The sequence below is a fragment of the Pseudoalteromonas caenipelagi genome, from assembly GCF_013140855.1.
GTDB lineage: Bacteria > Pseudomonadota > Gammaproteobacteria > Enterobacterales > Alteromonadaceae > Pseudoalteromonas > Pseudoalteromonas caenipelagi.
This window is the reverse complement of sequence record NZ_JABBPG010000003.1, coordinates 1-22,549: the sequence shown is the minus strand read 5'-3', so window position 1 is coordinate 22,549 and position 22,549 is coordinate 1. Positions and strand designations below refer to the sequence as shown.

The following is a 22,549-nucleotide window of genomic DNA, read 5'->3' as shown; positions in this document are numbered from 1 at the left end:
GGTCGCATATGTACCATAAACAGAATTTCGGGTACCCCCTTAAGCAGCGCCCGAGTGCAGTGAGGCCCTACCCCGCAGCGTATCTATCTCTGGAGCCCTGGGTAAAACTGTTGTTTTCGTTTTTAGTCTATCACCAACGATCGAATAACCACGATGGCAGTTCAATAATATCGTGTAGGTAATTTCGCTTTCAGATTTGCGCTGTAAGTGCGACTCACCTTAAGTACATTATTGTTTGTTAGATAGGCATTGAATTCAGCATTTCTGAGCGCTTCGAGACTTCGAATATGTTTTAAATTCACAATTGAGGATTTATGTATTCGAATAAATTCCGGTGGCAGAATATGGTTAATCAGATTTTTCATTCTCGCCCTCATAACAAACGTCTCTACCTGTGTATGAATACACATATAATCACCCGCTGCATCTATCCAATATATCTCGTCAAAAGCTACCAATTGTCTAGAGCTCCGACCATCAACAATAACAAGCTTTTCGTCCTCGACATAATAGCTTGAGTTATCTTTTGACTCCAAATCATCCAGACTTTTAAGATCGCCCGCAACAGCAAGAACGCTGTTTTTAGGTGAAGTCGGTGCGCTATGTTCTCTAACCCGCTGAATTGCCTCTTCAAGTCTTTCTTGACGAATAGGCTTAAGCAAATAATCTAATGCCCTAACCTCAAAGGCTTTTATGGCATATTGATGATAGGCAGTGACAAATATAATGGCAGGATAATTGTCTGGCTGAAAATGCTTTAATAACTCAAAGCCTGATTTTTCTGGCATTTCTATATCAAGAAAAATAAGGTCTGGTGTTTTTTCCTCAAGAATTTTAAGTGCGCCATCAACACTCGTAGCTTCACCAATAATTTCAATATCACCGACATTGCGTAACCGGATATTAAGCCCCTCCAGTGCACTGGTTTCATCATCTACTAGTAATGTCTTTAATCGCTTCATTGACTTCCCCCCGCTTCGGCAGGAATAAACAGCGTTACCCAGGCGCCCCCCTCTTTTTTATTGCCCATATTTAGATTGGCTCTGCCCTGATAAGTTAACTGCAACCTGTCTTGGCAATTATTCAGTCCTACGCCTCGTTTACAACCATGCTGTTCCAAAAAGCCCTTACCATTGTCGATGACGGATATGGTGATCCCATTTGTGGTGGATTTAAATTCTATGTTCATTTTCAGTGTCTGGTTGGGCAACATGCCGTGCTTCAGTACGTTTTCGACCAAAGGCTGAATGAGTAAAGAAGGAATGAGTGTAGAGTCACACTTTACATCTGTCACAATCGTTACATCTAAATTCGACTGAAATCGGCTTTTCTCAATATCTAAATAGGTTTTTAGTATTGCCACTTCCTCTGATACCGGAATTTTCGCCAACGGTTCGGTATATAAACTATAACGCAGGAAATCACAGAGCTTTTCCAGCATGTTGACGGCATTTGTATTTTCATTTTTAAGGATCAAAGTACAAATGGCGTTGATACTGTTGAACATAAAATGGGGATTGAGCTGATATCTCAACATTTTCAACTGTGCCTCTTTGGCAAGATTAAGCGCTTTTTCTGCTTTTTCCCGTTGCTCTACGTTATTCAAGTAGCTCTTAAAACCGTAGTAACCCGCAGTCCAGGTAGCGAGCATGGTCAGTGATGCGCTTGTCCATGTCCCAAAGTCAAACCATGACATGGGTGTCCACAAAGCGCCATACAATCCCTGCAACGAAAACCATTTGAACTGCGTCCAAAGCAGGGATGCGACGACCAAAACAACAATGTTCACACTCACCGTCAGCCAATTAAGCTGCTGTGTTTTTGAATAGAAAGCCCGAAGCATCAAGGTTATTCCAAACCCGGATAAGGTATCTAAAATGAGATGAGGCAGGTGTATTTCCCACGGTTCCTCACCGGGGATCTTTATCATAACTTCTGTCAGTATTGCGTAAACTGTCCATCCGCAATACTGACAAAACCAAAATAAATTAGGACGTGCAATAAACTTAACCATAACTAATTATAATACTTTCAAAAATAATAACGGACAGCGTTGCTCTGTCCGTTTTCAATTTCGTCAGGGACAGGAAAACAACTGGGAACCCTCTTTAGGCGATTTTACCAGCGCAACGTCTGCCACGGCGAGACTTGCCAACCCTTTCGTTACAATGCGCAGTGCATCTAAGCCCGTTTTACTCACTGAATTGATCTTATGGCATCCAATCTCAATACTGACGTCATTCCAGACCCCCTTTTTCAGTCGTGTTGCGAGTGTCGAGGAATTAACCGAGTTGGAGCAAATGTCACCGCTACACAGTGCCTGTAGCCTAAAAGTGTTATCCTTCTTAACGTCAGGGCGCATCTTCAACTCAAGGAATCGACTTGCCAGCACACCTTTAGCGCTTTTTGGAGTGACGAAATGCAAAATGGCACTCGCCGATTTGTCACTGGAATGCCATACAAACTTTCTGGCATCTTCCTGATACGCTAAATTCACTGACTGCATGGACAGGGAATAGCCGTCAGGGCTGATACCAGAAGGGCCGTCAACTAATGCCAGCGGCGCTGAGCCATCCAACATTCCCCATTTTACATCGGGTGAAAGGTTGCGAACAAACAAGGGGATATTATCCGTGTCTACTTGCTCTGTTTGTTTACTGACAATTTCACTCACAGCTCCCTGAGTTATTGAATCTTTATACGTTAATCCATAGCCATAAGGAAATAGGGGCTCATACTGCTTATCATTCCTGTTAACAGTAAACTGGTTGTCATACCTTGGCCACGAAAAACTCAGCTTACCGCTAAAGTCATGCTGTACGCTGCCGTTGGCATCGGCCAGAATAACATCGGCAACGCCTTGCCCTTCAGAGCCAGGTAGCCAAGCAGCGACAAATGCATCGGAAGCATTGAGCTCTTTATTCACCCACAGCGGCCTACCACTAAGAAAAACAGTTACTGTTGGAATATGCTCCGCTTTAAGGCGCTTTAAAATAGCTAAGCTTTCATTATCAATCTGTCCAAAGTCAAGCGTTTTAATATCACCAAACCATTCAGCATAAGGTTGCTCTCCGATGACAACAATTGCCACATCGGGTTTGATGTCGTAACTACCATCAACACTTAATGAAATCGCCCCGTTTGCTGCCACAACCTGTTGACGCAACCCTTGGTAAATTGATGTCGCATGGGGGAAATCTGCATTTGTGTTCTCGCTGCCCTGCCAGGATACACTCCAGCCTCCAGCTTGCATTGCGATATTGTCTGCACCTTTCCCCGCTACCAGTATTCGGCTTTTAGGAGAAATCGGCAAAACGTGCCCGTTGTTTTTAAGCAAGACCAATGATTGTCGAACCGCTTTTTCAGCCAGTTCTCGATGTGCTTTTGCGTTAAACCATTCTGGGTGCTTTGACTCTACTCGCATTGAGGGTTTGGGGCGAGAAAAAAGCCCCCAGCGCATTTTTGCTTTAAGAAACCGCCCGACTGCATCATCAATTCTGGATAGCGGAATGACCCCTTCTTGTACCTGCCTGACCGTATTGTGAAAAAATGCCTCAAAATGTTCTGGCACCATTAAAACATCGACACCCGCATTAATTGCGGCTGCGCACTGTTGTAAATCACATCCATCAACAAATTTATGCGCATTCCAATCACTCACCACAAAGCCCTCAAACCCCATTTGGCCTTTTAAAACATCGGTCAGTAAATATTTATGCCCGTGCACTCTTTCGCCATTCCAACTATTAAACGACGCCATAACGGACTGTACCCCGGCTTGCAAAGCAGAAAAGTAGCCTGCGCCGTGAATATCCCTAAGTGTACGCTCATCAATTACCGTGTTGCCCCTGTCTATGCCATTCTCAGTCCCACCATCACCGATGAAGTGTTTGGCAGTCGCGAGCCGATGGTAGCCTTCTAGGTAGTCTTGATTGTATGTACCTTGGATACCTGCAACCATTCTGCCGGCATAACGTGCGACGATTTCGGGGTCTTCTGAGTAACTTTCGTAAGTTCGGCCCCAGCGATCATCTCTCACCACCGCCACGGTTGGCGCAAAGACCCACTCAATGCCGGTTGCAGCAACTTCCTTTGCTGTTGCTCGGCCTATTTCAGCTATTAATGCAGGGTTTCTTGTTGCCCCTAAACCAATATTATGCGGGAAAAGCGTCGCACCAAACACATTGCTGTGACCATGCATCGCATCAGTGCCCCACACAGTCGGGATTTTGCTGCCATCTATGGACCCATCAACGGAAGCTTCATACATTTCATCGGCATATTTAAGCCATGTTTTTTGATCTGCTCGCTTTAAGCCATATGGCGCAGTATTTCCGCCATTGAGGTAAGAGCCAAACCCGTATCGACGCATTTGTTCAACGCTAAGATAACCAATTTCAGGTTGTATCATCTGCGCCACTTTCTGCTCTAATGTCATTTTTGAAAGAAGGCCCGCAACAGCCTTGTCCAAACTGTCACTATGAAGTTCAGGCTTATTATTAACTGACCAGTCAACGTTCTTTGCGAATGCAACCTCACCACGACTCATCGCGGTACAGGCTAAAAGGAAGGGGATAAATGCTAATTTTCGACTGCCCACCAATGTTCTCCTTATGAACAAATTATTTAATGGAGTGACTCGTGTCTTAGTGCGGAATATATTCGATAAAATCATAGTAAGCCCATGCAGAGTCATTGTAATACTGACCTGGGAAATACAGAGCGTCTGCGGAATTATCACCATGCCAGTGATTAATCATGATTTTTGTATCGTCAATGGGCCATGCCCATACGGGAATTTCGTTACTGGCGAGAAAACCATCACCGTTATCTCTGTGCACAACCCTGATAGTTTGCTGGTTCCCTTGAGTATCATAAACAAACCAGCGAATTTGACTCTGTGTCCAATCAAAACCGACAGTGAGTAAATTTTCTTTTACATTTAGGCCATAGCCTCCCAGATCTATATCTTGCTCCCAGCTCTGATACTGCCCACCAGCGGGCTGATAAATTACATTGGTATGAACAACATTACCTAATGACGGAAGAAACTCGATATCAATTTCTTGCCACGCTCTTCCAGGTTTATCCCACCAAGAGGTATAGGTAAATATTGATGACACAGTTCCTGGAGTATTGCCTGTTCTAAGCGCCCCTTGAACGATGCCATAGCGATAGGTATTTTTGCTTTGAAGTTCAGCGCAGCTGCCATTACTAACAGAAAGGGTAATGCCGTGTGAACTTGGCGAAATCATTCCTGGATTAAATTTACAGCCAAACGGCGTGCCATTATCACCACTACGCATGTTCCATAAAGCGGGGTTGCTCCCCCACGAAAAGTCATCTTTGAAATAGCCAGCGGCACTCACATTGTGGTTAACCAAAGATAAACTAGCTATAGCAATAAACGTTGTAAGCTTTTTCATTTGCTCGCCCTTATTACAATAAGTAAGCACTTACGGTCTTAAAAAGTAAGACCGCAATTACTTAAGTTAATTGATGTTTTAGAAGTTTATACCGGCCCTGAGTCCGTAATAACGAGGCATGCCAAAGCTTCCTTTCGAGAAGCCTTTACCAGTGTTGTTCCAGTACTGAACAATCTCATCTGTTGCATTGTTGACAAAGATTTCAGCAAACCACTTTTTATTTTGTGGTTCATACTTGAGTGACGCATCAAACACGGCGAAAGCATCTCGAGTATCGTCCATATAGCGTGTAGCGTCGTCGGATACTGCAAACTCCATGTCATCAAGATGTTTGTCTACATTCCAAATGGTTGAATAAGACTTATCTTTCCAGCTCACGTTCATCAAACTGTGGACATAACCGTATTCACCTAAGTTGAAAGTGTGGGTGTAACTTAAATTTGCCGTCAACTCAGGCGTCATCGCCAGATTGTTGCCCTTGAGGTTTGTTGTAAGTAATGTGTTAGTCGGATCTTTCGATTCCTCGTAGGAAATATCGAACAAGTATTCTGGATCGTAATCCCATTTGCTTATCCAATCCTCTGTGATTTTCGCATCGGTCCAGGTCACATAACCCGTTACTCTTCCGTCGGGGTAGGGTTTCCAGTCAAACTCAAGTTCTATCCCCTTAATTGTCGAACCGGGTACATTTTGTGTGTAATAGGCAATGATGGGCTGGTTTTGAAAATCGAGTACAGGTTCACCATTATCGTCGAGCAACGGCGCTCCATCATCATCTTTCACCGGGGACAACCTTTCGATATTACCTATCGAACCAACGGAAGCGTATTGCATATCCGTGTAGTCAGTGTAGAAGAATACCACTTGCAAATTTAAAGAGTTATTCAGCAAACTCGATTTTACACCAACCTCCCAAGTGAGCACTTCTTCAGGGTCGAATTGGGTTTCAAATCGCGTGGTCTCGCCGGTTCGGTCGTTAACAACCTCGTAGACATCGCCAATTCCTCCAGCTTTAAAGCCTGAAGCAAGATAACTGTAAATCATAGTGTCTGCGTTGATATCGTAATCAATACCGACCCTGAAATCATGGTGCGTCCAGCTCCCCTTATTGTCGTTTTCAAAATAGGATTCGTAGCTTGCAGGATCTTCAAAGTAGTCAATCGGCAGTTTATTTAACACGGTTCGGTTAAACCAACCTGGCGCACAGCCCCCAGCATTTGAACATCGGTAAGTGCGTCCGCCTTGGTCTTCTTTCGTTTCATCACTGAAACGATACCCGAGTGTTAAATGCAAATCTTTGGTGATGTTATATGTTGCCTGACCAAACAGTGCATAGGCATCAGTAGAACGGTCAGGTTGATCCCAAAATGCCTTATCATCCATCGGGTTATCGTAGTAGCCTAGGGTCGTCGTCTTTTCATGGAAATAATTTAAACCAGCAATCCAAATCAGGTCGCCATGATTATCCGACTGCAACTGGATCTCGCTGGAATAGGACTTTGCACCCGTTCCATCAAGGAAATACGTGGCGCCGTCCCAGGGATCCAGACCAATTTCACTGTCCTGTGCAGAGGAGCGATCCATATTTTCATATCCCAACAACCAGACGACACTCATATCATTGTCTAGTGTGTAATTTAACGTATTACGCAGGTAGGTAATATCTAGGTTCAGTTTACCAGGTACATTGACGACTGCTTGATAGGTGTTGTCGCTTGGTAAAAACGTACTGCAATCCCCACCATATTCAGCTGGTCGCCCGCTAAGCTTTTCACAATTAACCAAATCGATATTGTTACCACTGTCGTTCGCATAGTGCTGGAAAACGGTGTGGTTAGAAAAATTACCACCCAGAGGTTCCCACAGCGAGCTTATCCTGAAGGAATACTCATTGGCATTATTGTAGAAGTCATCGTCATCGGCACGGGTTAAAGCCCGCACTCGCTGAGCCAGAGGATCGGTTCCTGCGTCGTCAATCCACCAGTTTTCCCTTTGTGTTATGGTCGAACCGTTACCTTGGTAAGAATCTTCTGATATAACGGGTGCATTCAGTACATCGCCATTCAGGCGGCGGGAGTCATACTGATTCGGATCCCAGTAACCTTCCAGAAAGGAATCTCGCTTTAACCCTTTTGCAGCGACACGTACTGCAAATTCATCGTTAACAGGAATGTTGATAAAACCATCAAGTACTCTGGCGTTATATTTACCGACTTCACCACTCACGCGACCAAACGCTCCCCCGAAATCGGGCTTTGCTGAAATAACGTTGATACTACCGACCGTGGAGTTTCGGCCAAAAAGGGTACCCTGTGGCCCGCGCAACGCTTCGACTCGCTCAACGTCGTACATGAGCGCGAGTGCCCCCTGCATACGCGGTGAATAAATGCCATCCAGATGGACACCAACTGCCGGGTCACCGAGTTCGGTTATATTTGTCGAGCGCACGCCCCGCATAGAGATAACGGGGGCGGCTTGATCTGTCGCAGTGGAGATATCCAAGCCGGGAACCAGATTTGCAATATCTCTGACATTATTCACACCATTCTGTTTAAGCTGAGAGTCACTCAATGCCGAAATTGCGACAGGCGTTTCCATGAGTTTGGTTTTTCGTTTTGTCGCTGTGACCGATATTACTTCCAACCCATTTTCGTTTTCAGTTATTACCTGGCTTGCTTTTTTATCATTATCCGCTGCTTGCTGTGCCTGTGCAAAAACAGGAGCCGAGCAACTAAGCAAAATACTTAGGGTTATGGTGTTCAACTTTTGCATTTGTCAAATTCCGCCGGTTGTTGTTTTATGATTTTTATTAATTTTGAGCAAAATATACCCATCAACCCGGGAACTATAATCGTTTTCGCTAACACGAGAGGAAAACACTACAACCCGTGCAAAATTATGTGCCAAGCTAACATCAATACTCAAAACAGCACGGACGACTGCAATACTTCACGTTCCTGATAGATGAATAACATCGACTACCGATACTCAGAGGGTGGGTTAAAAATGCGGATCTCTTTTCGGGGCAAATTATTAGATTAAGTAGTTAAGTTTTTAGTAGTTAAGTTTTTATTTAAATTCAATATATTATTGGTATTTTTTACTCATCGAATGTAAACCACGGCAAGTAGAGCAAAAAATTACAGCCTTCGAAGATAAGCCACCTAATGAAAGGTACCAAAGCTTTTTGGAACTTTTTTCGTTTGACCACTCACCCGGAATATCTTCATCTAATGTAAAAAGTGACCAATAAACATCCCAGCTGAGAGTGTTTGTGCTGGTAATCCACACGCCACACTAAAGTATTTTACACCCATCAAGCTGGAAACAAGCAGACTTGCAGCTCACTGCCCCCCCTTAGAGTGGCTATCGCCGATCGGTGTAAGAAGTGGACTCGAAAGCATAGAGGCTTATGCTTTCTAATTTCAATAGCCGTCTTTTGTGAAAGCTAACCTCATAGTTAACTGACTTTGACGACAATGCGTCCTCGTATTTTTCCTTCAATTAAAAGCTGTGCGATATCGCAAACCTGAGATAAAGGTATCTCTGTTGCCACGTCTTCTAGCGTTTTAGTGTCTAATAATTCAGACAATCTATCCCAGGCCTCAATGCGATCTTTTAGTGGACGCATAACACTATCTATTCCTGCTAATGTGATACCTCGCAATATAAAAGGTGCTACAGTACCCGGCAGGTCCATACCTTGCGCTAAACCACAAGCGGCAACAATACCGCCATATTTTGTGCTAGCACAGGCGTTCACCAACGTATGACTACCCACGGAGTCAATTACTCCAGCCCAGCGCTCTTTGGCTAAAGGACGTCCTGGTTCTGACAGTAACTTTCGATCAATAATTTCGCTTGCACCAAGCGATTTCAAATAGTCAGATTCTTCAACTCTGCCGGTGGCAGCAACAATGGTATATCCTAGCTTCGCGAGCAAAGCGATAGCATAACTCCCCACGCCACCATTAGCACCGGTAACAAGTATTTCTCCCGAGTCTGGGAGGACACCATGCTTTTCCAATGCTATTACGCATAACATGGCAGTATAGCCCGCGGTGCCAATTGCCATAGACTGCTTTACTGATAACGATTTTGGTAATGGAATTAGCCAATCACTATGTAATTTTGCTTTCTGTGCTAATCCACCGCAGTGCACTTCGCCCACACCAAAGCCGTTAAGCACCACCTCGTCACCTGCTTTAAATTTATCTGAGCTGCAGCTTATTACGGTTCCAGCCAAATCAATGCCAGGTATCATAGGAAACTTTCGAACAACCGGTGATTTACCAGTAATGGCAAGTGCGTCTTTGTAATTAAGCGTGCTGTAGGACACACTTATAACCGTATCGCCTTCCATTAACACACTATCATCTAAATTCTGGATTGTTGCTTGATAACTGTGCCCATCCTTCTCAACTAATAACCCTTTAAACATATCACCTCCAAAATAGACCGATCGTCTAGTTACTGTTAAAAAATTTACTTAGGTAAGCCCTGAGTAAAAAGTTCTAAATACTTATCTAGCGGACGCGTACTTTTCTCAAGCCGTGCACGGCTTACTGCGCCTTCCCATCCAATCCAGAAAAACTCCGCGATACTGGCGCAGTCAGCATCGACCGATAACTCACCAACCAATTGCGCTTCATGCAAACAGTTTGCAATACGCACTTGCCAGGTTTCGAAGATCTCTATAAGCACCGGCCGAAAACTTTGTGGTAATGCGTCGACTTCTTGCCCTAGATTGCCAACCAAGCAACCCCGTTTAAACTGATGCTTTGCGATGCCTTGTTTGGCATCTTCTACAAAATTACAAATACGCTGTAGTGGCGAAAATGCGGTATCCAGTAAACAGCTATCTAACTTTTTTGCGAAGTAGTTGGCGTAACTATTCAATACGGCATGGCCAAAGGCTTCCTTGCTGGAGAAGTAATAATAAAAGGAACCCTTAGGTACACCAACGTTTTTCAGGATCTTATCTAAGCCTGACGCGGTAAAACCTATTTCAGTTAAATATTCAAGACCACTTCTAATTAGCTCTGCTTTGGTATCTTGGTTTTTAGCATCAGCTTTTGGCGGTCTCCCTCTTCGAGGTTTAGCAGTATATGTTGTCATGTCATGATAATAGACCAATCGTCTATTGAAAGAGAATAGGACAAACGTCTAATAGCAGTGCCAACGACTCAACCTTCTGCCAACGCCTTGACAATGGCTGATTCGGTTTTAAGTCAGTAACAAAGTCCCCCGCTTCCCTTGCGGACTTGTTTGTTGGCGCGATAATAATAAAGCCCTCATACACTGCTTGTGCCAAATTGATTACCCATCTAAAATAGCCACCGTTACTGTAATTATATACATATAATATTCTATTAGGCGATCCCCATGCTTTCAGACGCGCTCAAAAAAACAATACGACAGACACACCAAAATATCGCTGAAAGCTTAGAAGGTTATCGCCACCGAAGCAGCCAAAACTACCTCGTTGCCGAAATTGCCAAAACCCTTGCTGGGGAATATCACAAAACACAAAGAATTTGCGTGATAGAGGCTGGCACCGGTACCGGAAAATCTCTCGCCTATTGCTTAGGAGCGTTACCTATTGCTCTGGCAAAAAAGAAAAAGCTTGTGATTTCAACCGCAACAGTGGCACTGCAAGAGCAGCTAATCAATAAAGAGTTACCGTTTTTCAAAAGCCATTGTGGCTTCGACTTTAAATTTGATCTTGTCAAAGGACGTCAGCGTTATATTTGTGTACATAAGCTCAATGCAGCAGTTAACGAAGACAGTATACAACTATCTATCATGCCGACTCTGTCTTCCCCTTTGTCCGACATGGAGCAAAAGTGCTTAATAGAGCTTCATAGCGCATACCAAAATAAACGCTGGCAAGGAGATCGAGATAGTTGGGCTGATACCATTCCAGATAAAGTATGGAACCTAATAGCGTGTGATAAGCATGCGTGTCAGCGGCAAATGAAATCACACCATTTGTGTCCATTTCACCTAGCAAGGCAAAAAATAGCGCAAATGGACGTACTGGTTATCAACCATGCCTTGTTGTTGGCTGATTTAGAGTTGGGTGGTGGTAAAATTCTACCAGAGCCTAGTGATACATTTTATGTTATTGATGAAGCTCACCATTTACCACACATAACCCGAGATTTTTCGTCTGCTGCAGCGACCATTAAGGGAACGATAGAATGGTTAGATAAACTGCTTAAATTCAGTGGGAAAATGGCTGCAACTATCGTGTCACAAAAAGCGATAGGCCAAAACTTTAAACTCAATGATGCCGCAAATGATGCCAGTAAAGATCTTAAAAGCGTCAGAGATATATTAGATGCTGCCGATTTTAACTACAACCAAGATGATACATTTCGCTTTGAGCATGGTGTGGTGCCTGAATCACTTACTGCAAAAGCAAAAGATATTGCCGATGCCACACAAGATGTGCTGCGCTGTTTGAATAAAATGCATGATGCTCTTACCCTTGATGTCAGTGATGGCGATGTTAAACCGTTTTTAGCTGATCCACTGCTCGCAGAGAGTGGGCAATACATTAATCGATTAGAGCAGCTTCATAAACTCTGGCATAGCTATGCAAACAAAGGAGAACACTCGCCTCATGCACGTTGGATAAAGCGATTAGAGTACAAGCATCATCATGATCATTTGCTATGCGACTGCCCCATTGAAGTAGGCTACTATCTGAAAGACAAGCTCTGGACAGAATGCGCTGGTGCAGTCTTGTGCTCGGCAACATTAAGCGCACTGGGTACGTTCGACCATTTTGCCAAAGAAAGCGGACTGGCCCATGAGCCTGGAGTTAGATTTATCAAAGCCAACTCCCCTTTCGATTACCCTAAACAAGCCACTTTACATTTGCCCACTGCTGACGTAGACCCGACTGACAAAGCATTTAGCGACCATCTTGCCAAAGTATTACCCTCTTACTTAGACAAAACGAAAGCAAATTTGGTGCTATTTGCTTCTTACTGGCAAATGGACCATGTTGTAAAGTTGCTCAGAAAAAAGCACTGGCAAATTCTTGTACAAGGTGAGCAATCTCGTGATAGCTTGCTCAAACAACATAAGGCCAGCATAGACAATGACAAGGGTAGCATTTTATTCGGTACGCAAAGTTTATCTGAAGGATTAGACTTACCGGGTAAATACCTTGAAAACCTTATAATTACCAAAATTCCTTTTGCTGTACCTACCTCTCCAATTGAAGAAGCGCAGGCTGAATTTGTACAAAGTAAAGGGGGGAATCCATTTTTATCAATCACGGTTCCTGACGCAGCAAAGAAATTAGTTCAAAGCTGTGGTAGACTGCTTCGTAAAGAAACAGATCACGGCCGTATAATCATATTAGACAGGCGCCTAGTTACCAAACGCTACGGCAAAGCCATGCTTGATACTCTACCGCCCTTTAAACGACAAATAGATTATTAAATGTTTGAATTTGCGCTCGACCCAATGACTTGGGGGTTACTTTGTTTAGTTGCTCTTGCCGCAGGCTTTATTGACGCTATCGCTGGCGGTGGAGGTATGCTGACGGTACCCGCCCTGCTTACCGCAGGACTTCCCCCCCATGTGACATTGGCAACCAACAAATTGGCTGCCAGCTTTGGGTCATTAACTGCAAGTATCACCTACTATAGAAAACGACTTTTCGACCCATCATTTTGGGCAGCTTCGATTTTGGCGACTGCAATTGGCGCTGTACTTGGCACTTTATTAGTTGATTATTTAAGCGTTGAGTTTTTAAATAAACTACTGCCTATCGTTATCATCTGTGTTGCCTGCTACAGCTTGTTTGGCAAGCTTAGTCCAACAGAGTCTCATGACTTACCAAAAAGCGAGCCAGCTTTGAAAACAAAGCAATGGTTTCAAGGGTTATCTCTGGGGTTTTTCGATGGTTTGGCAGGCCCCGGCGCAGGTACTTTTTGGACCGCATCAAACAGCTTACTATATAAAATGAGTCTACTGCTAAATTGCGGACTTGCGCGTTCAATGAACTTTGTGTCTAACTTTGTTTCACTGATAACGTTTGTAGCACTAGGGCATGTCAACTTTTTGTTAGGCCTAACTATGGGGGCTTTCTTAATGCTTGGTGCTTGGATTGGGGCACATTCAGCTATAAAGTTTGGCAGCAAATTGATCAAACCCTTATTTAACACTGTTGTGATCATTTTAGCGATAAAACTAATTGCAGAGGCATATTTTGCATGAGTCAGGCGCTTGAACGTTTACACCAACAAGTTGCAAAATTAGCCGAACAGGCAAGACTATTCGACAATGCAAAATGGTTCGATAAAAATCGATATATACAAGCCCAACCAAGCCTTTTTGACCGTACAGTGTTTGCAACTAAAAGCCTGATATTAAGTGACTATATTGACGAGATATCAGCACAACTCAAGCATCTGCCTCCTATGGAAAACCGCCATGCCTACGGCTTTGCTATCCAACGTATTGCGACACAAGTAGAAGCAGTAATTAAAGTACTAAAGTCGACACCTGTCTGGGCCAAAGAGAATAAAAGCAATTACAAGAAAAAAAATAAAATCTATCAAAAAGCGGTGCAAAAGATCATGCAAAGCTCTCACGAGCTTTATCAAGAACTATCCCAAAATCATGAGTTCGAAAGACGCTTAATGGAAATGATAGATATACGAAAACAACAACTCGATAAAGCTTCCGCTGAACAAGCCAGTCAAATCAATCAAGAAATTTTGGCCTTACATGCTCGCCTCGGTCGATGTCGAAAAGCCATATCGGCAACAGAAGCAAAGATTCAAGCAGTAGAAAAACAACAAAACCGCTAATGTTCTTCTATCATCCCCTGTACTCGCAACTAGACTTGCCAACACACCACCGATTTCCAATAGATAAATATAAGCAATTGCATACTAGGCTTATACAAAAACACTTAGTTAAGCATGTAGTTCACCCACACAAAGCCGCTTTGGATTCTATAATGTTGTGTCACGATAAAAATTACGTCGATAATTTTATACATGGCACTTTAGATAGCAAAGCAGTCAAAAGAATTGGCTTTCCATGGTCACGTACATTAGTAAATCGAACCCTTTATTCTGTTGGTGCCAGCATTGAAGCAGCAACTTATGCGCTTGCTCATGGTGTTGCTGTAAACTTAAGCGGTGGATATCATCATGCACACCATGATTTTGGCACTGGCTTTTGTATATTTAACGATCTCGCCATCGCAGCATGCGAGCTAATTAGACAAGGAAGCGTAGAAACAATCGTTATTTTTGATTGTGATGTGCACCAAGGTGACGGCACAGCCGCAATACTTGATAAACGTAAAGATGTGGTAACTTGCTCTATTCACTGCGAGCAAAACTTCCCGCGCAACAAAGCCATCTCAGACTTCGACTTTGCATTACCTAGTAAAACGCAGGACCAAAGCTATCTTGAAACCGTGACACAAGCGCTTAATCTTGTATGCCGTATTCATCAGCCCGACCTACTCCTGTACAATGCAGGTGCCGATATCTACACAAAAGATGAGCTTGGTATGTTTGATGTAAGCCTAAGTGGTGTGCAGATGCGAGACAAAATAGTGATAGACTATTGCCAGCAAAACGCATTGCCTTTAATGGCTGCTATGGGCGGTGGATATCAGCGTGATCTATCTCAACTTGTTGATGTGCATGAACAGTTTTTTATTGCTCTGCTAAATAAGCCAGCTATTATTGTATAGAGTATACAGCACACAAGTTTTTGGACACGCGACATGAAATTACATGATGATGTACACAACTACTACGAGAAAATTGTGTTAGAAAAAATTATCGAACATAATTTAGATAAAAAGTATGATGAAGAGGTGATGGCTGATTTCTGTTGCACCGTACTTAATCAACTACCATCACGGTATATTCGCAATGATGTCGATATGGCTTTTTACTTACCTGGACACGAAAGAGAACTCATGGAGCAACGTGTTGAAACAGCAATAGAAGTAGCCATGGCACAAGTTGCTAAAAAAGGATCAACTAAAAAGTGAACATCCCGCTTGATAACGCTCCAACTCACGTAAAACTAGCTGTTGACCTCATTCTGTTATTAGAGCAAAACGAGGTTCCTACTGAGGATGCACTGGCTGCATTAGAGATTGTACGAAAGGATTTAGAACAAAAGTTAGTTGATTCTAAAAAAGAGTAAAAAACCAAAATTTAACTTTTTTGTTTCATTTTAGTCATAAAACATGTTTACTGTAATTTTTAAATTTGGAATTGAGTAAATATCATTATGACGACAAAACCTACCTTTATATTCTTCTGCGCAGTCGCTGCTTTTAGTGCTTCTACCCAAGCAAATGATTTTGCCGCACTTGATGAAGCAATACCTGCAGGCTATGTGATAAATGGCACAGAGCCCGTGTTTGATTTTGATGGTGATGGCTGCCTACCCAGTGCTGGCATTAGTAGAACCGGTCAGCAAAATTCTGGTCTTAAAACATCAGGTTCTCTAGGTGGTAATTGCCGTGACAACGCTTTTCTAAATACTTCTAACACAGTACATAGATACGCATGTAAAGAAACATCTCAAGGCCAATATTGTGCGCATTTTTATGCTTTGTATTTTAAAAAAGATCAGGTTTTTCCGTACTTTGGTGGAGGCCATCGGCATGACTGGGAATATGCGGCAGTATGGACACACGATGGTATCGTCACTCATGGTAGTTATAGCGCGCATGGTGATTTATATACCAAGGAGGCGTCACAGCTTTCTTTTGAAAATGGACATTTAAAAATCGTTTATCACAAGGATGGATTGCTAACGCATGCACTGCGTTTTGCAAAAACAGCCGAAGCAGCAGAAAATAGTTACAACCGATTTGTGACGCCCAACATTATTAGTTGGTATGAAATGCACGGCGATGGCCTAAATAACCAAGCACTACGAGATCGACTAAATCAATATGATTATGGGTCTGCTACTTTACCCGTTAAAGATAGTCGATTTTTGACTAATATTAACCGCTTTAAACCCTCCGATTACCCTACTTTTTCATTTACGGATACTCAACCATAATCACTATAAGGTGTAGCCATCGGCTGCACCAGCTTCCAAATTTTGCTGATCAATTTGTAAATTCTGCTTCAAAGAGTATTACAAAATATCCTAATTAGTTACAAATTGTTGCTAACAAGCATTTTGTCTCGAAAATAAGGTGGTTTGTCGTTATACCGGAAACGGACATGCATTTCTGCGCTAGCAGATTATTTTGATTTGCTTAATACTAAAGCAATATTGAAAGAATTGGACACTGACATGAATCTAACACGAAGTTCGCTAAAAAACCCTGCGAGTGTATTAGTGATCCTAACCTTAATTATGCTCTTTGGTTCAATTAGCATTTTTAAGCTCCCGATCCAATTAACGCCTGACATTGAGCAACCCCAAATCACGATATTTTCTGGATGGCGACAAGCTGCACCAGAAGAAATTGAATCCATGATCATTGAGCCACTAGAAAATGCGGTCAAGAATACACCTGGCGCATTAGAAGTGAATACACAAATAAACCAAGGGAATGGCTTTATTTCCCTTACATTTGCTGTTGATGCCGACATGCAGCAGGCTATGCTAGATGTGCTGACCAGCTTAAATCAAGCTCCGCCCTTACCTTTGGACGCTACAGATCCAATCGTAACCGCAGGAGGTGGTGGTGGCCCAGGTTCTGGTGGTCCAACCGCAGCAAGCTTATTAGTTGTGCCGCTTAACTTTGATAGTGAAAAGCTCGATATGGCTAACTATCAAAAACAAATCGAAGATTTTATTGAGCCTCGGCTTGCGAAAATACCAGGTGTGTCTCGCGTAAATTTAAATAGTCAGCGTCAAAGAGAGTTGCGCGTTACTTTTGATCCGCACAAAGCAGCAGCATTCGGTATTAGTCTTGGGCAAATACGTAGGACCATTTCAACCTCTACCGATATGTCAGGGGGACTTGCGGATGTGGGCCGCCGTCAATACACCGTCCGATTTACAGGAAAATATGACGTAGATAGCTTAACGCAAATGCGTGTCGGCTACTCTGGAGACCGGCCTATTTACCTTGGTGATATTGCTACCGTTGCAGATACAGTTACTGATAGACGCTCGATGACTTTACGCAATGGTAAACCGGCGTATTACATTACGATCTCACGCAGCAATGACTCAAATACCGTTGCAGTATTAGATGGACTCAATGAAGCAATCTACGAACTAAATAACGGTATCTTAAAAGAAGCAGGCTTAGCAATAGAATTAAGCTATGATGCGTCTGTTCACATTAGAAATGCCTTGCAGTTGGTCAAGAGTAACCTTGGACTAGGTGTACTTATGGCTTGCGGTATTTTATGGCTATTTTTCAGAGGAATGCGCGCGACCTTAGTTATCGCAGCAACTATCCCCGTATCGCTCATGGTGGCATTTTTAGCTTTAAATATCTTTGAGCGTAGCCTCAATGTGGTGTCCTTAGCAGGGCTTGCTTTTGCAGTAGGATTGGTACTTGATGCAGCTATTATTGTACAAGAAAATATTGCTAGGCTGAAAAGTGAAGGGCTGACTAACAACAAAGCCGCACTAAAAGGAGCCACTCAGGTTGCGGGCGCACTGTTTGCCTCCACGGCAACAAGCGTGGCTATCTTTCTGCCTATCATGTTTATGGCTGGTATCGAAGGACAACTGTTCTCCGATCTCGCTCTGACACTCTCCATCGCAGTTATTGCATCACTCGTTTGTGCACTTACCATTATTCCGATTGCAAACCAATACCTACCAGAGCCTAAAAAATCAGACGACCCGTATAAGGCTTATTGGAGTAAATTAACAGAATTTGTAATGTCACTCACTAATAGTCGTGCCAAGCAAATAACGTGGATAGCCTCTTTACTAGGCGGCTCTCTTTTTGTAACACTTACCTTGCTACCACAGACCGATTTCATGCCAAGGGCTCCGACAGATGGCTTTTTCTATAGCTTGAACTCTCCTCCGGGAGGAAATATTGGTTATATGGAAGAAGAGATCGCCATGCGTGTTAAAGAGCGTTTGATGCCTTATTACACGGGTGAAAAAACGCCAAAGATAAAAGATTTTAACTTCTATGTCTTCGGAGCAAATGCAGGGGGCTTTATATACTCAGACGATCCACAGCGTGTAGAAGAATTAATGAAAGTAGCTAGGGAAGAGATATTCCAAGATCTTCCTGATACACAGGTGTTTCTTTTTAGGGGGTCTATGATCCAAGTATCAAATGGAGGTGATGGACGAGCAATTAATATTGACCTAACAGGCCCTAATATGGATGACCTAATAGCAGCGGCCAAAGTGGCACTTGAAGAAGTAAAAGCCGCCTTGCCAGAAGCGACTGCGCAACCTCAACCGAGTTTGGATATGGCAGAGCCTGAATTAAGGTTACATCCAAATGATCGACGCATCACGCAAGCTGGTTTAACCAGAAACGACGTAGCTCAGGCGGTTCAGGCATTTACAGGTGGCCTATTTATCAACGAGTATTTCAATGGCAATGAGCGCATGAATGTCATTTTGAGAGCTAAATCTTGGCAAACACCCGAAGAGCTAAAATCGTTGCCATTAGTCACACCAAACTCTGGGATTCAAACATTGGGAGAACTTGCTGAAGTTGAGCGAACCGTTGGGCCTACGCAACTTCGCCGCGTCAATGGCAAACGTACAGTCTCAGTCGTTGTTACTCCGCCAGCGAATATGAGTCTACAAGAAGCTCAAGCGCTGTTAGCAAAACATGTTATGCCTAAAGTTCGCCAAAGCATGCCTCAAAATGCCAGTGCCATTTTAGGTGGAAACGCGCAAAAAATGAATTCAGCTATTGAGGAGATGACAGTTAACTTTGCACTTGCATTGTTCATTCTATTTTTATTAATGACTGCTTTGTTTAAATCAGCCAAAGATAGCTTTTTAGTCCTTCTGGTTATGCCGCTTGCTGTAGCTGGCGGTGTACTGGCGCTATTCATCCTAAATCTATTTACGTTCCAGTCACTAGATCTGCTTACCATGATAGGTTTCATTATCTTGCTCGGCCTAGTTGTAAACAATGCAATTTTACTCGTAGATCAAACTAGGTATAGTGAACAACAAGGCATGACAAGAACATCGGCAGTACGCCAAGCTGTGCTCATGCGTGCTCGTCCAGTGTACCTTAGTACCCTTACTAGCCTTTTTGGAATGCTGCCTCTGATGCTTATGCCCGGAGTGGGTTCTGAGATATACAGAGGACTCGCCACCGTTATTGTTGGAGGTATGGCCATCAGCGCGATATTCACCTTGCTCTTAATGCCTAGTTTGCTGCAATTAGGTAAGCAAACACCACCACATGCCAAATCAACTAAAGATAGCAAGCCTTCGTTAGGCTTAGTCGCCAATCAGTGAGATAATTATTATGTTGTTAAATAAATTCATCAATTCTTGTTCGTTAAATATTGGCGCTTTACTAATTGCTTCAAACGTTGCTATTTCAACTGTGGCATATGCTAAAGCTCCAGTTACGGTAGAGACGCTAACAAGCGCTCCCCTTAAAAGTGAATTAGCTGTACATGGCACCCTTTATGGCAAGCAAGATGTAAAGCTAACCGCAGGTGTCGGCGGGTTACTTATCTATGTCGCTGAACCAGGTAAAGAAGTAAAAAAAGGGGAAGTGCTTGCACGCATAGATACACTCCCACTTGAGCTTGAGCAAGCAAGGCAGCAAGAAATGCTCAATAGAGCAAAGATAAATTTACAATTTCAAAGGCAAGAACTGAAGCGACTCAAGCAATTAGCAAAAACGAGTAGCACAGCGGCAAGCCAAGTAGATAAAGTACAACAGCAACATGATTTAGCCCAGTCAGATATTGCTTTGGCTGAAATAGAACTTAAAGTTATCGCAGATAAACTCAACCGTTCAACACTTAGAGCCCCTTTTTCTGGTGTTGTAAGCGAACGCTATAGCCGCTCAGGAAAAGATATAAATAGAGCTGATGAACTACTAAGCCTAATTGACATAAATAACCTAGAAGCCAGACTATATGTGCCTGTCAAATATCTAAAGTATATAAAAAAGGGGATGGTGCTTCCTATATCATCTGGCAATTTAGGTTCCCTAGATAAAACCGATACTACAGTTACAGCTGTTATCCCAACAACAGATCCTCGCTCTCAATCGTTTGAAGTCAGAGCAACACTACCACAACAAAGCAATAGAAGCTGGGCTGCTGGACAGCTGGTTGATGTCGTTGTTCCTTTGAGCAATAACAAAGCCGAGCTACTCGTTAATCGTGATGCTCTTATTTTACGAAAACAGGGTGTTCATATCGTTCGTATAAACAAAGACAGTAAGGCTGAGCAAGTTCCTGTCACTGTAGGGAAAGGCCAAGGTAAATATGTCGTTATACAAGCAATAAGTGAAGGTTCATTATCAATTGGCGATACTATTGCGGTACGAGGTGCTGAACGGTTATCAACTGGGCAAGAAGTTGAAGTACAGCAAGGTATTAATCAATCGTAACCAATTCCAATCAAGTTACTAGCCCAATGAGCAGGCTCACAACTGTGAGCCTCGCTCATTTTTCTATCACTAACGACAACCATTTGTACCAAGGCTGACAGAAGTAGCACAGTTTAAAATAAATTTGCACTGTCTGAAATATATTTACTGGTTTATTCTTTTACGTATAAACTTTTCAACTATAAGCTGATGAAGACGTTGGACTGGGTAGCAGATGAATATTAGTGTTATAAGTAAATTCGATAAAGCTACAACTTGACTATAGATACCTCTAAGAATGTCGGCATCAAAAATAACTCGGTCTACATACCTAAATAAAAACAACATCATTATGGTAACTGAGATGTAAAAACCGTACGTTGTTATGCGAGCAAACTCACACCGCTTTAAATTATGCCACTGCAGCACTGTCACCATAAATAGCGCTTCGTGGATGCTAAAATAAATATAAAAAACTTGTCTTTTTGCTTGAACCCCCATACCCAAATCCAAAATTAAATCACCGATAAAGGTACCTGCCACACTGAATGCTAAAGCAACACAGATGTAGATAAAAAATGAGTGTTCAAATTCAATCTTAGGTAGATTCTTAGGCCGCCCACAAATGAGCGACCGAAGCGAGTCGTTAGCAAGCCAAACAAATAACAACAGCGCAACGACTTTCATTAAGATTAATATCCATCCGATATGGATTAAAACTTCATTCATTCAATATCCTTTTCAAACTACCTTTTCGTATTCTCTAAGATGGTGTTGGATTATTAGTCTTTCTTGGTGGCTCAATCCCATTTGCACCTCCACCACCACTGCCTCCAAATATGTATTCTAATATTTCCTGAGGAAGCTCTCTTTTAGTTTTCTTTTCCTTATACATTAACTTACCCCTCTTATCAATTTTTAACAACTTCAAAAAAACTTACGTAACTTGCAATAGTCAAGAACTAACAATTCACAGTGTCGTCCATTCAGTTACATAGTTAAGGTTAGTTCCTAACTTATGAAACGTAAAATATCCGTATAACTTTAAATATATTTGTTAACAAATTAAGTCACAGCAAATATGAATTTATTAATATTTAGACTAAGCTAATTCCCCCTTTCATTGCAACTACTGAAATATAATTATTGACTTTAAATGTTGGTAAAATGATTAATTACTTACTGCGCAGCACTTGAACAGCTTACTGAGTGACACATTTACGTTGAAATTTAACATTTAATAAACAAACACCAGAATATGCATTTAATTCTAGAAACAAACTAGCTCTTGGTATTTGCACCAGACCAAAATGATATATGAAGCGGTCCAGAAATTAATAAGAAGATTTTGTCTGATATATTTAAAAATTTTTCCATATCAAAAGAGTCTGACTCTTTCGAATCGGGCTTTCTCTAATAAGGAAGCTTTATGTTTAAAGGGTTAACGACTACGAACGCAGTGAGTACGTTTCCTTTACGCAAGGTGAAATATCGTGTAAAAGGTTAGCGACATGAGCGAAGCTAAGGTGCAAATGTTTAATGACAGTGAGCGAAGCGAAGTCATTCCATTTGCGCAAGGTGAAATGAGCAGGTTTAG

Annotated in this window: 18 protein-coding genes; 9 read left to right on the top strand and 9 right to left on the bottom strand. The window is 42.5% G+C overall.

What is annotated here, in order from left to right:
- Positions 1-161 precede the first annotated feature (161 nt).
- The 7 genes from HG263_RS08480 to acuR form a co-directional block, all read right to left on the bottom strand.
- Complete coding sequence (locus HG263_RS08480) at positions 162-962, bottom strand: LytR/AlgR family response regulator transcription factor (RefSeq protein WP_171625664.1); 801 nt, start codon at positions 960-962, stop codon at positions 162-164.
- Entirely contained in the window at positions 959-2,014 is a 1,056-nt protein-coding gene (locus HG263_RS08475; RefSeq protein WP_171625663.1) for a sensor histidine kinase, read from the bottom strand. The genes HG263_RS08480 and HG263_RS08475 overlap by 4 nt, the downstream gene beginning before the upstream one ends.
- A 63-nt stretch (positions 2,015-2,077) precedes the next feature.
- A complete protein-coding gene (locus HG263_RS08470) occupies positions 2,078-4,600 on the bottom strand; it encodes a glycoside hydrolase family 3 protein (RefSeq protein WP_343043970.1) in 2,523 nt (840 codons plus the stop codon).
- Positions 4,601-4,646: 46 nt separating this feature from the next.
- Positions 4,647-5,426 carry a family 16 glycosylhydrolase gene (locus HG263_RS08465; protein WP_171625662.1) on the bottom strand — a complete coding sequence of 260 codons (780 nt, stop codon included), beginning with the start codon at positions 5,424-5,426 and terminating at the stop codon, positions 4,647-4,649.
- Between the two features lie 78 nt (positions 5,427-5,504).
- The gene (locus HG263_RS08460; protein ID WP_171625661.1) at positions 5,505-8,198 is read right to left on the bottom strand and encodes a TonB-dependent receptor; all 2,694 of its coding nucleotides are present in this window, start codon (positions 8,196-8,198) and stop codon (positions 5,505-5,507) included.
- Positions 8,199-8,886: 688 nt separating this feature from the next.
- The gene (acuI, locus tag HG263_RS08455) at positions 8,887-9,867 is read right to left on the bottom strand and encodes an acrylyl-CoA reductase (NADPH) (RefSeq protein ID WP_171625660.1); all 981 of its coding nucleotides are present in this window, start codon (positions 9,865-9,867) and stop codon (positions 8,887-8,889) included.
- A 44-nt stretch (positions 9,868-9,911) separates the two neighbouring features.
- Positions 9,912-10,544 (bottom strand): acrylate utilization transcriptional regulator AcuR, encoded by a 633-nt coding sequence (acuR, locus tag HG263_RS08450; protein ID WP_171625659.1) that lies wholly within the window; start codon positions 10,542-10,544, stop codon positions 9,912-9,914.
- Positions 10,545-10,811: 267 nt separating this feature from the next.
- Between acuR and dinG the strand changes: the two genes are divergently transcribed.
- The 9 genes from dinG (at position 10,812) to HG263_RS08405 (ending at position 20,973) form a co-directional block, all read left to right on the top strand.
- The gene (dinG, locus tag HG263_RS08445) at positions 10,812-12,884 is read left to right on the top strand and encodes an ATP-dependent DNA helicase DinG (RefSeq protein ID WP_171625658.1); all 2,073 of its coding nucleotides are present in this window, start codon (positions 10,812-10,814) and stop codon (positions 12,882-12,884) included.
- Positions 12,885-13,664, top strand: a complete 780-nt coding sequence (locus tag HG263_RS08440) for a TSUP family transporter (RefSeq protein WP_171625657.1) — start codon at positions 12,885-12,887, stop codon at positions 13,662-13,664.
- Positions 13,661-14,260 (top strand): primosomal replication protein, encoded by a 600-nt coding sequence (locus tag HG263_RS08435; RefSeq protein WP_171625656.1) that lies wholly within the window; start codon positions 13,661-13,663, stop codon positions 14,258-14,260. The genes HG263_RS08440 and HG263_RS08435 overlap by 4 nt, the downstream gene beginning before the upstream one ends.
- A complete protein-coding gene (locus HG263_RS08430; protein ID WP_171626088.1) occupies positions 14,260-15,162 on the top strand; it encodes a histone deacetylase family protein in 903 nt (300 codons plus the stop codon). The genes HG263_RS08435 and HG263_RS08430 overlap by 1 nt, the downstream gene beginning before the upstream one ends.
- Before the next feature lie 33 nt (positions 15,163-15,195).
- Positions 15,196-15,468 (top strand): late competence development ComFB family protein, encoded by a 273-nt coding sequence (locus HG263_RS08425; RefSeq protein WP_171625655.1) that lies wholly within the window; start codon positions 15,196-15,198, stop codon positions 15,466-15,468.
- Complete coding sequence (locus HG263_RS08420; RefSeq protein ID WP_171625654.1) at positions 15,465-15,626, top strand: DUF2496 domain-containing protein; 162 nt, start codon at positions 15,465-15,467, stop codon at positions 15,624-15,626. Before HG263_RS08425 ends, HG263_RS08420 begins: the two co-directional genes overlap by 4 nt.
- Positions 15,627-15,713: 87 nt before the next feature.
- Positions 15,714-16,499, top strand: a complete 786-nt coding sequence (locus tag HG263_RS08415) for an NPP1 family protein (RefSeq protein ID WP_171625653.1) — start codon at positions 15,714-15,716, stop codon at positions 16,497-16,499.
- Between the two features lie 240 nt (positions 16,500-16,739).
- On the top strand, positions 16,740-19,859 hold the full coding sequence (locus HG263_RS08410; RefSeq protein ID WP_171625652.1) for an efflux RND transporter permease subunit: 3,120 nt from the start codon (positions 16,740-16,742) through the stop codon (positions 19,857-19,859).
- Between the two features lie 10 nt (positions 19,860-19,869).
- Positions 19,870-20,973 (top strand): efflux RND transporter periplasmic adaptor subunit, encoded by a 1,104-nt coding sequence (locus HG263_RS08405; protein WP_171625651.1) that lies wholly within the window; start codon positions 19,870-19,872, stop codon positions 20,971-20,973.
- A gap of 144 nt (positions 20,974-21,117) precedes the next feature.
- Here HG263_RS08405 and HG263_RS08400 read toward each other — a convergent pair whose 3' ends face one another.
- Together HG263_RS08400 and HG263_RS22565 are read right to left on the bottom strand one after the other, a co-directional pair.
- Positions 21,118-21,681, bottom strand: a complete 564-nt coding sequence (locus HG263_RS08400) for a hypothetical protein (RefSeq protein WP_171625650.1) — start codon at positions 21,679-21,681, stop codon at positions 21,118-21,120.
- Positions 21,682-21,715: 34 nt separating this feature from the next.
- A complete protein-coding gene (locus HG263_RS22565; protein WP_281358252.1) occupies positions 21,716-21,847 on the bottom strand; it encodes a hypothetical protein in 132 nt (43 codons plus the stop codon).
- Positions 21,848-22,549: the final 702 nt, after the last annotated feature.